The organism is Devosia oryzisoli, assembly GCF_014837245.1.
In the GTDB taxonomy this organism is placed as follows: Bacteria; Pseudomonadota; Alphaproteobacteria; order Rhizobiales; family Devosiaceae; genus Devosia; species Devosia oryzisoli.
Genome location: NZ_JACYFU010000002.1, coordinates 660,047 through 674,447 on the forward strand (window position 1 = coordinate 660,047; position 14,401 = coordinate 674,447).

The window sequence follows — 14,401 nt, forward strand, 5'->3', positions numbered from 1 at the left end:
CGCCCTTTGCTTATCGATGGTCGGCGTCTTCCCGCGCGTACTCGCGCTTGGTCTCCACCTCTGTCAGCACCTTCTCGGCGAGGGTGCGACGGCGATTGCGCAACAGGCCGTAGCTCATGACGGCGCCGAGGATGACCACGCCGACCGTCACGGCGATCAGCCAGATATAGGGCGATAAATCCATGGCGATGCTCCTCCACCTCGGTGAACGGGGGCCGCCGGGCGAAGGTTGCGGTGCAGCTACCGCCCGCCGATCAAAACGAGCGGTCGCCCTGCTCGCGCATATAGGCCAGTTCTTCCGCCGTGCTCTGCCGCCCCAGCGCCGCGTTGCGAAACGGGAAGCGGCCGAACCGCGCGATGGTGTCGCGGTGCTTGAGCATGAAATCGAGGTTGTCCGGATCCCCGTGCTGGGTATAGAGCCGCACCCCTTCCTCCTGGATGACCAGTGATTCCGAATGCATGAAGGGCAGGTAGAAGAACGCGGCCCATGCGCGATCCACGGCATCGTCTGCGCCTTGTGATATCGCTTCCTGCGCCAGCGCCAGCGCCATCCTGTCCTGCGCAAAGGCCTCGGCCCGGCCGCGGTGGAGCTGGCGCGAAAACTGGTCGAGCGCGACGATCTCGGCCAGCCGCCCCTCCGGCGTCACCCGCCAGGACCACGCCTCGCCCGCCGCGATCTGCGGATGAAGGTTGCCGAACGCCTCGGCCAGTTCGGCATCGAACTCCGGCTTGCCGCCAAACCAGTCCTGCTTGCCGTGATCCACGAACCAGAACTGGATGATGGCCTGTGGTCCCTGCATGCATGTCTCCAATTCACAGAAGCGTCACCTCGGGCTCGACCCGAGGGCACTGAACTTGTCGCGGCACCATTCAAGGGCAAAGCCCCCGGGTCAAGCCCAGGGGCGGCGATCCGCGCTAGCGCCCCACCTGCAGCCGGATGCGATTGCCGAACGGATCCTGCGTTTCGAAACCATCCTGCAGGGCTTCGACGGGCGCACCCGCCTGCCGCAACCGCCCGAGCAGCGCCTCGAGGCTCGCCTCCTCGGGCAGTACGATGGTGAACCAGCGCAGGCCGGCCGACCCTGCGGGCGGGAGCTTCGCATCGGGTCCCGACCAGATGTTGAAGGCCAGGGTATGAGGCATGTAGTCGAGCCCCACATCGCCCATCCCAAAGGAGTGGATGAGCAGGAACCCGGCAAAGCCGAGCACGTCGCGGTAAAACTCCATGGCCCGGCCGAGATCGCCCACATGGACATGCACATGCCCGATGCGCGTTCCCTCCGGCATGCGTGCCTCGATTACCGGGTCCGGCCCAAGCTCGCCCAGGAGGCCCTCCAGGTCGATGGGGTCCCGGCCGGAGTGCGGCTTGCCCTCCGTCGTCACGGCATAGCTCTGGCCCTTGTCAGGGTCGCCCAGCGTGCCGCGCCAGGGGGTCTCGAAGGTGATCTCGATGCCATTGCCATCCAGATCCCAGAGATAGATGGCTTCGGAAACGAGGTGGTCGGTCGGCGCGATGCGCACCTTGCGCTGCAGCGCCCGCACCGCCAGTTGCGCCAGGTCGGCCCGGCGAGGCACGTGGATGGCGACGTGGTAGAGCCCGATCGAGCGCGGCACCACGGGCCGGATTGCCCCAGTTTCAAGGACGATGAGCGGCGTCTTGCCGGCGCCCAGCGTCAGCTGGTTGCCCTCTTCCGACAGAAGATCGAGCCCCACCACGTCCTGCCAGATGGCGAGCGCCCGCGTGCGGTCGGTGACGGCAAGATGCACGGGCCCGAGGCGCGTCGTCAGCGGCAGGATGGGCTCAGATTTGACATTGGTCTGGACAGATGCGTCGATCATGTCGACCTCCATTTTCAAGCGTGCCCCTGATGTAGCCCCATCAGGCCGGTGTAAAAAGGGAACTGCCCCGAAGAGTTCGTTCGCTGTTCGCGTCCAATCGATGTGGGGCCAGCAGCTTTGCGCTAGCCTTCATCCATGACCAGACCCGACGTGATTCCCTCCGCCTTTTTCGACCGACCCGTGACCGAGGTTGCCCCAGCCCTGATCGGCACGACCCTGCTGTTTGCCGGAGCAGGTGGCCGTATCGTCGAGGTCGAAGCCTATGACGAACAGGACCCCGCCTCGCACAGCTTCCGCGGACCGACGCTGCGCAACCGGGTGATGTTTGGCGAACCGGGGCACGCCTATGTCTACAAGATTTACGGCATCCACTTCTGCCTCAATTTCGTGTGCCGCCCCGGCAGCGCCGTGCTGATCCGGGCGCTGCAGCCCACCGAGAACCTCGCGGCCATGCACCAAAGGCGCGGCGCCGTCGGGGAGCGGCAGCTCTGCTCGGGGCCGGGCAAGCTGGCGCAGGCGCTCGGGATTAACCTGGGACACGATGGCCTGGCGCTCGACCAGCCGCCCTTTCGCCTCCTCGCCCCGCCCACCCCGGCGGAGGTCAGGACGGGCACAAGGATCGGGATTTCCAAGGGCGTCGAGACTCCCTGGCGGTTCGTGGAGGCAGGATCGCGCTACCTCAGCCGGCCCCTCGGTTCCCCTGCGGCGCCGTGAGGTGGCAACCCATCGGCATATGCTCCGTTGTCAAGGCGAAGGCCGGTGCGCGTCAACCGGACCCGGTGGTATCGAGGAACGGAGATGGTTTTTCCGGTTTCCCGCTCCGGCCAACGAATTGGCAGCCGAGCCTCTGTCCCACCCGTGCCGTGCCCTTCGCCTATTCCCAAGTTAAAGTGAGCGCCCCGGCCGGTGCAAACTGCGCGGCTCCTGGTTGCCACCCCTGCGCCCGCGTGATTCAAGGGTGCCGTGGAAGCGCTTGAGTCCTTTGATCTGTTTTCGCCCCATCGAGCCGAGCGCCTCGGCCCGCTCGATGCCTTGCGCGAGATTTTTGGCCACAAATCCTTTCGCGGCCAGCAGGGCGAAGTGGTTGATCACGTGGTGGCCGGAGGCGATGCCGTGGTGCTGTTCCCCACCGGCGCCGGCAAGTCGATGTGCTACCAGATCCCCGCCATCTGCAGGCACGGCGTCGGCATCGTCATCTCGCCGCTGATCGCCTTGATGCGCGACCAGGTCGAGGCGCTAAGGCAAGCCGGTGTCGCCGCGGCAGCGCTCAATTCCTCGCTCAGTGCCGAAGAGGCCGCCGAGGTGCGCCGACAGTTGCGGCGGGGCGAACTCGACCTCCTCTACGTGGCGCCTGAGCGCGTCGCGACCTCGGGCTTTGCCAACATGCTCTCGGGCGTCGACATTGCGCTCTTCGCCATCGACGAGGCGCACTGCGTGAGCCAGTGGGGGCACGATTTTCGCCCGGAATATCGGGAACTCATTCATCTGGTCGAACTTTTTCCCGGCGTGCCGCGCATTGCGCTGACCGCCACGGCCGATCCCACCACGCGGGCCGATATCATCGAGCGGCTGGGGCTCGAACAGGCGCGGGTCTTCACCACCAGTTTCGACCGGCCCAACATCTCCTATTCGATCGTCGAGCGGGACAAGCCGCGCGAGCAATTGCTGCAATTCCTCGCCAGCCACAAGAACGAAAGCGGCATCGTCTATTGCCTCTCCCGCGCCAAGGTCGAGGACGTGGCCGACTGGCTCTCGGGCAAAGGCATCAGGGCCCTGCCCTACCACGCCGGGATGAGCCCCCAGCTCCGCAGTGCCAACCAGGACGCGTTCCTCAAGGACGAAGGCCTCTGCCTTGTCGCCACCGTTGCCTTCGGCATGGGCATCGACAAGCCGGACGTGCGCTATGTGGCGCATATGGACCTGCCCTCGTCCATCGAGGCCTATTATCAGGAAACCGGGCGCGCAGGCCGCGACGGGCAGCCGGCCGATGCCTGGATGAGCTATGGCATGGCCGACGTGGTGCAGCGCCGCCGGATGATCGACGAGGGCAACGCCCCCGACGAGGTGAAGCGCCTCGAGCACAGCAAGCTCAATGCTCTCCTTGGGGTCTGCGAAACCGCCTCCTGCCGCCGCCAGGCCATCCTTGCCCATTTCGGCGAGACCTATCCCGGCCCTTGCGGCAATTGCGATACCTGCCGCTCGCCCGTGGAAAGCTGGGACGGCACGGAAGCGGCGATCAAGGCGATGGCCGGCATCTACCGCACCGGGCAACGGTTCGGCGCGGCGCATGTGATCGACGTGCTGCTCGGCAAGGAAACCGAAAAGGTCCAGCGCTTCGGCCACCAGCACCAGAAGGTCTTCGGGCAGGGACGCGAGCTCGATGCCAAGGCCTGGCAATCGGTCTTGCGCCAGCTGACGGCGATGGGCCTCGTGCTGGTCGACCACGCCAATCACGGCGCCCTGATGCTCTCGGAAGCGGCGCACGCGGTGTTCCGGCGCGAACAGACCGTCATCCTGCGCAAGGACCGGCCGAAAAAGTCGGTCGAGGTTCGGCGCCAGCTGGCGCGGTCGGTCGATGTTCCGGCGCACGCGCAAGGCCTCTTCGATGCCCTGCGCGAAGAACGGCTGCGCATCGCCAAGTCGCAGGGCGTGCCGCCCTATGTCATCTTCCACGACGCGACGCTGCGCGCCATGGCCGTCGCCCGGCCGACGCATCCGCACGACATGCTGAACCTCCCCGGCGTCGGCCAGGGCAAGCTCGACCGCTACGGCGAGGCGTTTCTGGCGGTGGTGTCGGGCTATGCAGGTGACTGATCAGTGAGTTCGACCGCTACTTGTTCCACGCTTCCCACCTTTCTCGGTGGTGGAGCCGCGTACCGGCCTATTCTTCTCCCCCTCGGGGAGAAGGTGGCGCGCAGCGCCGGATGAGGGGGTAGCTTGATCCATCCGCTACACGAAAAACGCCCGCGCCTCGCCATCATCGACATCCTCCGCGGCGTCGCCATCATCGCCATGGCGGTCTATCACCTGGGCTGGGACCTCTCCTATTTCCGCTTCATCCCGGTCGATGTCGGGTACGACCCGGTCTGGGTCTTCTTTGCGCGCACCATCCTGTTCGCCTTCATGTTTCTGGTCGGCGTGGGTCTGGTGCTGGGCCACGGGCGGGCCATCCGCTGGGGGGCGTTCTGGCGGCGTTGGGCATTCGTGGTGGCGGGCGCGGCGCTGATCACCATCGGCACCTGGTTCACCTTCCCCACCAGCTTTGTCTATTTCGGCGTGTTGCACGCAATCGCGCTTTTGAGCCTCCTGGCGCTGCCGTTCCTCTTTACGCCGCTATGGCTCACGGGCGCTGTCGCCGCCGTGATCATCGGCCTGCCCCAGGTTTTCTCCAACCCCTTCTTCAACCGGCGCATCACGTCCTGGATCGGCTTCTGGACAGAGGCGCCACCGGCCAATGACCTCGTGCCCGTCTTTCCCTGGCTCGGCGTGGTGCTTCTGGGCGTGCTGGCGATGCGGCTGGTCGACGCAAGCGCCCTGCGCGCCCGGCTCGCCGAAATCCGGCCCGGACGCCTCGGACGCGGGCTCGCCTTTCTCGGGCGCTGGAGCCTTCTCATCTACCTTTTGCACCAGCCTCTGCTGCTGGGCATCGTCTATCCGCTCTCGCTGGTCATGGACACGCAGCAGAGCGGCCGCGAGGCCGATTTCCTGCGCTCGTGCCAATCCACCTGCGAAGCCGGTGGCACCTCGCCCGATCTGTGCACGACCTATTGCCAGTGCGGCCTGGAGGGCGTCGAGCGGGACAATCTCTGGGAGCCGATCTATAGCGGCCTCGTCTCAGCCGGTGACCAGGCCAAGCTCGACGCCAACAACCGGCAGTGCTCGGCCTTGATCTACCCGGAACTGGATGGGGTAAAGTAGCCGGGCGAAAAGGGACTCATGTCCTTCGTCATTGCCCGGCTTGTCCGGGCAATCCATGTTCCCCGAAAGATGGACCACCGGACGAGCCGGGTGGTGACGGTGGGGTGACGCCGGTGGGTGTGGCCCCACCCCACCCTCGGTCCCTAGGGGCGCGGGTCGGGAGACAGCCAGAGCCCCGGAGAAGATCAGGTGCTAGACGCCTTGGCGTTGGCCTGGGCGACAAGGTCGTCGGGGATGTCGTCGAAGCTGGCGTAGTTCATGTTGTAGAGCCTGGAATAGAGCCCGCCCAATTCCATGAGCTGGTCGTGGTTGCCTTCCTCGATCTTTTCGCCGTTCTGCAGCACGATGATCCGGTCGGCGCCGCGGATGGTGGCGAGACGGTGGGCAATGACCATGCCGGTGCGGCCGCGCAGCAGGATTTCCAGCGCCTTCTGGATTTGCCGCTCGGTATAGCTGTCGATATTGGCCGTGGCTTCGTCCAATACCAGGATCTTCGCGTCGGCCACAAGCGCCCGCGCAAAACTCAAAAGCTGGCGCTGGCCGAGCGACAGGTTCGAGCCGCGCTGTTCAAGCACGGTATTGTACCCCTCGGGCAGGCGCTCGACGAACTCGTGCGCGCCCACGGCCTTGGAGGCGGTGACGACGTCGTCGAGGGTGGCGCCCGCCTTGTTGTAGCGGATGTTCTCGAAAATCGTGCCGGTGAAGAGGAACGGCTCCTGCAACACCATGGCGACTTCGGCGCCCAGGCTGTCCTGCGTCACGTCGCGCACGTCGTGGCCGCCGACAATCACCGCACCCTCCTGCACCTCGTAAAAGCGATGGACGAGCGCCATGGCGCTGGTCTTGCCCGAGCCAGTGGGACCGACGAGCGCGACCGTTTCGCCAGGGTTGACCTTGAAGGACACGTTCTTGAGCACGGGGCGCTTCGGATCATAGCCGAAGACGACGTTGCGGAACTCGACCGAGCCATCCATGTCGCTCGTCAGCGTCACGGCGTTCGGCTTGTCGGCGATCGTCACGGGCAGGTCGAGCACTTCGGTAATGCGACGGCCCGAGGTCATGGCGCGCTGCATGATCGAATACTGCATGGTGAGCGAGCGGATCGGATCGAAGAAGCGCTGGATGTAGAAGAGGAAGGTGACGATGACACCCACCTGCAGCGTCCCGTTCAGCACCATGTTGCCGCCCACGATCACCACCGTCGCCATGGAGATGCCGGTCAGCGTATCGACGATGGGCACCATGACCTGAGCGTATTTCGACCCCGTCAGCTGGTTTTCGAGGTTGTGATAGGCCTTGTCGTCATAGAGGTCGAAATTGACCTGCTGGCGGTCGAGGTTCTGCACCGTGCGCACGCCGTTGATGCCTTCGGCCATGGCCCCGGCGGTCAGCGAATTGGTTTCGTGCGCCGCCCAGAAGGCCCGCTTGGCGCGCGGCAGCCAGAAGATGCGCACCACGAAGAGGATGGGCATGGTGACCATCGTCAAAAGGCCCAAGCCAGGATCAAGGCTGAGCAGCACCACGACGATGCCCACCAGAAGCACGATATCGCCCACCGAGATGACCGAGGTTTCGAGAAACTCCTGCATGGAATTGACGTCGCCCTGCAGGCGGCTCATCAGGCGCCCGACTTCGGTCTTGTCCATGAAGCTCAGCGACACGCGCTGGAGCTGGGCGAACATGGCGCGGCGCATGTCGAACAGCACGTTCTCTGCGACCTCGCCCACCTGCGTTTCCTGCACATAGGAAGCGCCGAAATTGAGCAGCACCGCGATGGCGAAGGCGATGACGGCTCCAACCAGCGCCTGCATGTCGCCACCGGCCACCATGCCGGTGTCGATGGCGCGGCCGATGATGAGCGGAATGGCCAATTGCGTGGCCGTGAAGATGAGCACAGCCGCGACCGAAAGGTAGATTTTCCTGCGATAGGGCCGCACATAGGCCCAGATCCGGCGCACCGTCTGCGGATCATAGGCGTTGCCGAACACCTCTTCCTCGATGCGGTGGCTGCCGACGGAAGCATGCGGCGGGCGCTGGCCGGGATAGGTCGCGGTCTCGCGCTCCTCGTCATTGGCCATGGGAGCAGTGGCGTGCATGGGAGTGCTCATTGGGCAGCCCTTTCGATGTCGGCGTCGATCTCGACGTCGATGTCGTCGGTTGGGCGCGTCTGGAGGTCGTAGAGCGCCTTGTAGCGGCCGCCCTGCGCCAGGAGCTCGGCATGGGTTCCGCGCTCGACGATCTGCCCGTCCTCAAGGAAGAGGATCATGTCGGCATGCATGAGCGAGGAAAGCCGATGGGCGATGATCAGCGTCACCCGGTCCTTGGCGTAGCGGCGCATGGCCGAGCGGATGCGGTGTTCGGTGCCGGCATCGATGGCGGCCGTCGAATCGTCGAACACCATGACGGCGGGCTTGAGCACCAGGGAGCGCGCGATGGAGAGACGCTGCCGCTGGCCGCCCGAAAGCGACACGCCGCGCTCGCCCACCACCGTCTCGTAGTCGGCGGGCAGGCCCATGATGTAGTTGTGCAGTTGCGCGCTTTCGGCCGCGCGTTCGATCTTGCGCTCCTTGGCCCAGGGGTCGCCATAGGCGATGTTGTTCTGGATGGTGGTGGTGAAGAGGAACGTGTCCTGCTGCACCACGGCCACCGAGCGGCGCAGGGACTCCAGCGTCACGTCGCGGACATCCTGGCCGTCGATGGTGATGCGGCCGCCCGTCACATCGTAAAAGCGCGGGATGAGGTGGGCGAGCGTGGATTTGCCGCTGCCCGGCGCGCCGACGATGCCGATGGTCTGCCCGGCGTACCCCTCGAAGCTGACGCCATCGAGCGTGGGGCGGTTGGCCCCGGGATAGGTGAAGCTGACATCTTCAAAGCGCAACGTGCCGTCGGTGACGGTGAGCGGCGCGGCGCCCGGTTTGTCCTCGATCTCGATGGGCGCATCGAGAAAGCCGAAGAAGCGCTCGCCGCAGGTGGAAGCGCGGGCGTAGGAATTGACCATCAGGCCAAGCTGGCGCACCGGCATCTGCAGGATGGTCATGAAGGTGAGGAAGCTCGCCAGCGTGCCGATGCTCATCTCGCCCGCGATCACCTTGCTGCCGCCGAACCAGAGCACGAGGCCCATGGCGGTAAAGAAGGACAGCGTCATCATCGAGGTGTTGCGCACGCGCACCTGGACACGCTGGTGCGACAGGGCCAGCGCCTCCTTGGAGGCGGCGTCGAACTTGTTGAGCTCGTACTTGCCACCCGAGAAGGCGCGCACCACGCGGATGCCGCCCAGGTTCTCCTCCATCACCCGGGTCAATACCGACAGCTTTTCCTGCAGCATCAGCCAGGTCGCGCGCAGGGTGAGTTGGGCGACCGACGAGCGCCAGGCGACGAACGGCACGAAGCTCAGCGCCAGAAAGGCCAGCAGCACGTCGGTGGTGAACAGGAACCACGCCCCGACCCCGATGAGGATGGTGAGCAGGATGGTGCGCACGAAGCCGGTGGAGAAGAACATGCGCAGGCCGTCGAGATCGAGCAGGCCCACGGTGATGAGATCGCCCGAGTGCATCTTGTCGTGGTAGGAATAGGAGAGCTTCTGCACCTTGTCATAGAAGGCCAGGCGCAGCTCATACCCTACATGGTGGCCCACCGACTCGCCGAAATAGTTCTGGATGAGGGTGAAGAGGCCGCGCGCCACCGAAACGGAAAGCAGAGTCAGGGCGGTCCAGACCAGTGCCTCCTGCGCCCGGGCATCGGCCGTCGTCAGGACGTTCTGCGCCTGGTCGACCGCATGGCCGAGCAGCCGGGGAATGGTCAGCTGCAGCACCGCAGCAATGATGGTGGCGCCGATGGCAAAGCTCGCCTGCCATCCGTGCCGCAACGAATAGGCAGTGATGCGCCGGAGCGGTTTTTGGCCCTTACCGGCGTGAGCGGCGGCCAGGTGGGCATGAGCATCGCCGCGCGAACGATCGCGGCCAGCCTTGAAGGTGGTCAAGGGAGTATCCAGACGTCAAAAAATGGCACCCGTCAGGGAGGCGGGGAGGAACCGTCGGCCGGTAAACGGGCAAATCAAACTCGCGTTGCCTATAAAAGGCGCAAATAAACTGCCATTCAAGATGCTAACTGCGCAAAATTCGCAAACTTCCCAGTCCAGCATCATTGCGTGACATTGCGATGACACCGGCAAGGCCCCATGCCGGATGCGGCCTGGCGGGCGCGGGTCGATGCGGTCAACATGTTGGGGCGAGGACCGTTCCGCCATGACCGCATTCCTTATCGGCGCCTTCGTGGCGCTCGCCGTATTCTGCACGTCCACCTTGTCCGGTGTTTTCGGTATGGCCGGGGGCCTCTTGCTGCTGGCCGCCCTCCTGGCGCTGCTTCCGGTGGCGACGGCCATCGCGGTGCAGGGGGCGATCCAGATCGTCGCCAACGGGTCGCGGGCCTATTTCTCCCGCGCCTTCATCGATTGGCGCATCCTGGGCATGATCTGCGGGGGCCTGGTGGCGGCGGCCATCGTGCTCTGGATCGTGCGCTACACGCCCGACCTGCCGACGGTGTGCCTGGCCATCGGTCTCATGCCGATCCTCGTCTGGATCCCGCGCGAATGGCTCGCGCTCGACGCCAGCAAGCCCCATCACGCCTTTTTCTGCGGGCTCCTGGGAGGCGGGCTGAACCTGGCGGTGGGCGTCTCGGGCCCCACGGTCGACATCTTCTTTATCCGCACGCAAATGGACCGGCGCCGGGTGATCGCCACCAAGGCGGCCACGCAAGTGGTGTCGCACGCGGCCAAGGTGGTATTTTACGGGGCGACCGCCTCGGCCATGGCCGCCAATGACTGGCTCCTCGTCATCATCGCCGCCCCCTTTGCCGTGGCGGGCACGCAGGTGGGCTATCGCATCCTGCAAAAGCTCACCGATGACGGTTTCCGCCGCTGGACCCGCTGGGTGGTGACGGGGATCGGCCTCTTCTACCTCGGGCGCGGCCTGATACTCCTTTCCGGCGGCTAAAGCTGTGGGGCAGGGCCGCAAAACGAAGCTGCCCCCTTCTGCGGCGCACCGACCCCGCCTAAGGTGCGGCCGAGGAGAACCGCCCTTGGCCCCATTCGACAGCGTCACTGCCCGCCTGATCCTGCTTCTGGCCGAAACCGGCTCGATCGGCCGCGCCGCCGAGCGCGAAGGCATTGCATCCTCGGCGGTGAGCCGGCGCGTATCGGACCTCGAGGCACGGCTGGGCGTGGTGCTGTTCGACCGCTCGGCGCATGGGGTTCGCCTCACGCGGGCCGGGGAAGCCTATGCCGAAGGCTGCCGGGGAGTCCTGCGTGCCATTGCCGACCTGGACGCGGTGATGGCCGATTTCAGCTCCGGGCAAAAAGGCAGCCTCAGGCTCGCCTGCACCAGTTCGGCGCTGACGGGGCGGCTCCCGGAACTGCTGGCGCGCTTTGCGCAAAAGCACCCCGGCATTTCCCTCTCCATCGGAGAAATGGGGGCGGCAAAGGCGCTTCTTGCGCTGGACGAAGGCCAGGCCGACATCGCCATCGTCTCGGACAATTACGATTTTTCGCGTTTCGACATCCGCCCGTTCGAGGATGAGCGTATCTGGGTGCTGGCGCCGCCCGAACACCCGCTGGCGCCGCAGATCGATCCGCGCAAGGCGCTGCCGTTTGCCGATGTGCTGCCGCACCCGATCGTGGGCGTCCATCATGCCGGCTCGCTCGACCGGCTCCTGGTAGAAGCCGCGTCGAAAACCGGAAAGAAGCTCGAAGAGGCGCTGCGGGTCGAGAGTTTTCCGGCACTGGTGCGGATGGTGGAAGCCGGGTTTGGCCTGGGCTTCGTGCGTTCGACGAGCCTACACCTGCTGGCCGGAACCGATCTGGTCTGCGCACCGCTGGCCGAGCCCTGGGCGATGCGCAAGCTGCTGGTGGCCCGGCGCAAATCGAGCCCGATGTCCGCGGCCATGCGCGGCTTCATCGCGCTCTGCGAAGAGACCTACTCTCCCTCGAGCTGAGCGGGCGTTAGTCCCGGCGCTGCTCGGGACCAAGCATGTCGCGGAACGCCACCACCCGGCCCCGCCCCGCGCTCTTGGCCGAATAACAGGCAGCGTCGGCTTCCCCCAGGAAGCCCAGCGGCGAGGCGGGCTCGGCGCTGATCTGGGTGACGCCGGCGCTGGCGCCGATGCGATAGTCGCGCCCCGACCAGGTGAAGATCAGGGAACCGATGGCGCGCACGATCTTTTCGGCGATGAGGCGGGCATTGGCCGGGGGACATCCTTCCAGGATCACCGCAAATTCGTCGCCGCCGATGCGGGCGGCCACGTCGTGGCTGCGGCAGCACTCGCGGATGGTGCGCGCCACCTGCTTGAGCAGCGCGTCCCCGGCGGCGTGCCCGGCCGTGTCATTGACCGGCTTGAAGCGGTCAAGGTCGATATAGACGAGGCCGTGCGAGCGGGTTCCGCTGGTGGCCGTCGCGATTGCGGCCGCCATGCCGCGCTCGAAGGCGGCGCGGTTCGGCAAGCCCGTCAGTGGGTCGTGCGCAGCCGAATGGGCCAGTTCGCGCTGCAGCGCGCGGCTTTGCGTGACGTCCTGGAACACCAGCACCACGCCCGAAAGCGTCCCGTCGGGCATGGTAACGGGAGAGGCCATGCAGCGGATGTCACGCAGGGCGCCGTCGGCGTGCAGCAGTTGCGCGTCATCGTCGCTACGCACCGTCTGGTGCGTCTCCAGACACCGGCGCACCGGACAGGGGATGGGCAGGCCGGTCATTTCGTGGCGCAGGCAGAACACGTCCTGGGCCGGGCGGCCCCTGATCTCTTCCGCGCGTCTGCCGATCAGCGCTTCTGCTGCCGGGTTGAGGAACACCACATTGCCTTGGGCGTCAGTGGCGATCATGCCGTCCGCCATGGCGTCCAGCGTGATGCGCAGCCGTTCCTTTTCGCTGGCGAGTTCCTGCTCGATCGTCTTGAGATAGGTGATGTCGGTATCGGTGCCGATGGTCCGGACCGGATTGCCATCCGCATCCCATTCCACCGGACGGCCACGGCTGAGAATCCAGATGTAGCGCCCGTCCCGCGTCATTTCCCGGTATTCGAGCGCCTCGAAATCCTCGTCGCCCCGATCCTGCCGCTCGATTTCGTGCAGCACGCGGACATGGTCATCGGGGTGGACGCGGGAGAGCCACTGCTTCTGGTGGTCCTTGCCGACCACCTCGTCGGCCGGAATGCCGCGCATGCGGCGCCACATGCGCGAATAGAACATGGTGTCGGTGCGGATGTCGTGGTCCCACACGCCCTGACGCGCGCCCTCGAGAGCGAAGTTCCAGCGGCTCTCGGAATAGGCCAGCGCTTCCTCGGCCTTTTTCTGCAGCTCGATGGAGGTCAGTTGCACGATGACGCGCGGCTGGGCACCCGGCAGGCGAGACGCGGCCAGCATCACCCAGAGCGTGCCGCCATCGGCGTGCATCAGGCGGTGCTCCCCGCGCAGGGTCTCCACCTCGCCCCGAACCAGGCGCTCGAGCTGCAGGCGGACCGGCGTCGTATCGTCGGCGTGGATCGTCTGGAGAAACGCAAAGTCGTCGGCAAGCGGCAGCACATGGCCCGTCATGGCGGAGAATGCCGCATTGGCGTAGAGCGTCCGCCCGGCCTCATCGAGCACCAGCATGCCCAGGGGCGCGGCGTCGAGAAGGGCCAAACCCTCGCCTGCCGTCTCGGAGAGACGCACAGGCGCATTCGCCCCAAGTTTCACACGCGGTTTGGCCATGCGGTCAGTCTGCCACGCGCGTGTTAATAACTGGCTTCCAGCGCTATGGAAATTCAGCCGAGGCGGGAAAGTATGAAGTCCCGCTCCGCCGCCAGCCCTGTCCATTCGTGCGGATGGTCCGCATCGAAAATCAGGGTGTAGGGGCCGATATAGCCGGCGCTCTCGGCCACGCCGACGCAGTCGCCATAGTCCGCCTCGTCGAGCTGCCCGTCGGCAAAGCTGGCCTTGGCGTGGCAGAGCTCGGCGCGCGGGAAGATCGCGGCCAGGTCCTCGTATTTCCCCGGCCCGCCCCAGTTGCCGAAATCGGCAAGCAGCCCAACCTCGCCCTCGAGACGGTCGAGCAGCGCGTTTACCGCCGCGGGCGTCGAGAGCAGGTCGAACCAGTTTTCGGTCACGAGCCGCAACGGCGACCCGGCATTGCGCGCGATCAGTTCGCGGAAGCCGGCCACGGACCGCTCCAGCGTTTCGGGCGAGTACGGCTGCTTGCCGGCAATGATGCGGGCATTCTCCGCCCCCAGCTCATTGGCGACGTCCAGCCAGCGGCCGATCCAGGCGGTGTCCCGCGCCCCGTTGACCGGGTCGGTCATGTCCCCGGCATCGATGAGCAGGGTCTGGAGGCGCACATGGGACACCTTGAGCTGGTCGCGCAATTCGCCAAGGTAGACCGGATCGCGACTGCGCAGGTGGAACGAGACGATCTCCAGCCGGTGGTAGCCGTGGTTCGCCATCACCGAGGGCAGGCCCAGCAGCGACTCTTCGCCTTCGCCATAGGTGTCCTCGCCCGGCCCCACCGCATCGGTTGAGAGGTCGTGCGGATAGGTTGAGCCCAGGAGGCGGTGCAGGGACCAGGTGGAAAGGGCGATGCGGTCGGCACTGTCGGCCATGAGGCTTCTCCTGAAGGCGGTAGTT

General features: G+C 65.7%; 13 protein-coding genes. 5 read left to right on the forward strand and 8 right to left on the reverse strand.

Annotation, left to right across the window (positions count from 1 at the left end):
* Nucleotides 1-10: 10 nt before the first annotated feature.
* The 3 genes from IC608_RS09850 to IC608_RS09860 form a co-directional block, all read right to left on the reverse strand.
* Entirely contained in the window at nt 11-184 is a 174-nt protein-coding gene (locus IC608_RS09850; RefSeq protein WP_191774926.1) for a hypothetical protein, read from the reverse strand.
* A gap of 70 nt (nt 185-254) precedes the next feature.
* The gene (locus IC608_RS09855) at nt 255-800 is read right to left on the reverse strand and encodes a DUF924 family protein (RefSeq protein ID WP_191774928.1); all 546 of its coding nucleotides are present in this window, start codon (nt 798-800) and stop codon (nt 255-257) included.
* A gap of 115 nt (nt 801-915) precedes the next feature.
* On the reverse strand, nt 916-1,839 hold the full coding sequence (locus tag IC608_RS09860) for a VOC family protein (RefSeq protein WP_191774931.1): 924 nt from the start codon (nt 1,837-1,839) through the stop codon (nt 916-918).
* A 135-nt stretch (nt 1,840-1,974) separates the two neighbouring features.
* Between IC608_RS09860 and IC608_RS09865 the strand changes: the two genes are divergently transcribed.
* Nucleotides 1,975-2,553 (forward strand): DNA-3-methyladenine glycosylase, encoded by a 579-nt coding sequence (locus tag IC608_RS09865; protein ID WP_191774933.1) that lies wholly within the window; start codon nt 1,975-1,977, stop codon nt 2,551-2,553.
* A 171-nt stretch (nt 2,554-2,724) separates the two neighbouring features.
* Here the strand turns inward: IC608_RS09865 and IC608_RS18575 are convergent, their stop codons facing one another.
* A complete protein-coding gene (locus IC608_RS18575; protein ID WP_428055162.1) occupies nt 2,725-2,931 on the reverse strand; it encodes a hypothetical protein in 207 nt (68 codons plus the stop codon).
* Between IC608_RS18575 and recQ the strand changes: the two genes are divergently transcribed.
* Entirely contained in the window at nt 2,872-4,653 is a 1,782-nt protein-coding gene (recQ, locus tag IC608_RS09870; protein ID WP_428055148.1) for a DNA helicase RecQ, read from the forward strand. The two genes, IC608_RS18575 and recQ, sit on opposite strands and share 60 nt — an antisense overlap.
* A 123-nt stretch (nt 4,654-4,776) precedes the next feature.
* Nucleotides 4,777-5,757, forward strand: coding sequence for an acetyltransferase domain-containing protein (locus IC608_RS09875; RefSeq protein ID WP_191774937.1), 981 nt, complete (start codon nt 4,777-4,779; stop codon nt 5,755-5,757).
* Nucleotides 5,758-5,942: 185 nt separating this feature from the next.
* Here IC608_RS09875 and IC608_RS09880 read toward each other — a convergent pair whose 3' ends face one another.
* Both IC608_RS09880 and IC608_RS09885 read right to left on the reverse strand, forming a co-directional pair.
* Nucleotides 5,943-7,835, reverse strand: a complete 1,893-nt coding sequence (locus IC608_RS09880; protein ID WP_191775442.1) for an ABC transporter ATP-binding protein — start codon at nt 7,833-7,835, stop codon at nt 5,943-5,945.
* A gap of 26 nt (nt 7,836-7,861) precedes the next feature.
* The gene (locus tag IC608_RS09885; RefSeq protein WP_191774939.1) at nt 7,862-9,736 is read right to left on the reverse strand and encodes an ABC transporter ATP-binding protein; all 1,875 of its coding nucleotides are present in this window, start codon (nt 9,734-9,736) and stop codon (nt 7,862-7,864) included.
* A gap of 265 nt (nt 9,737-10,001) precedes the next feature.
* Between IC608_RS09885 and IC608_RS09890 the strand changes: the two genes are divergently transcribed.
* Nucleotides 10,002-10,748: a sulfite exporter TauE/SafE family protein gene (locus tag IC608_RS09890; protein WP_191774941.1), complete on the forward strand. Its 747-nt coding sequence runs from the start codon at nt 10,002-10,004 to the stop codon at nt 10,746-10,748.
* Nucleotides 10,749-10,833: 85 nt separating this feature from the next.
* On the forward strand, nt 10,834-11,745 hold the full coding sequence (locus IC608_RS09895; protein WP_191774942.1) for a LysR family transcriptional regulator: 912 nt from the start codon (nt 10,834-10,836) through the stop codon (nt 11,743-11,745).
* Nucleotides 11,746-11,752: 7 nt separating this feature from the next.
* Here IC608_RS09895 and IC608_RS09900 read toward each other — a convergent pair whose 3' ends face one another.
* Together IC608_RS09900 and IC608_RS09905 are read right to left on the reverse strand one after the other, a co-directional pair.
* The gene (locus IC608_RS09900; RefSeq protein ID WP_191774944.1) at nt 11,753-13,492 is read right to left on the reverse strand and encodes a PAS domain S-box protein; all 1,740 of its coding nucleotides are present in this window, start codon (nt 13,490-13,492) and stop codon (nt 11,753-11,755) included.
* A 53-nt stretch (nt 13,493-13,545) separates the two neighbouring features.
* Nucleotides 13,546-14,376, reverse strand: coding sequence for a sugar phosphate isomerase/epimerase family protein (locus IC608_RS09905; protein WP_191774946.1), 831 nt, complete (start codon nt 14,374-14,376; stop codon nt 13,546-13,548).
* Nucleotides 14,377-14,401: the final 25 nt, after the last annotated feature.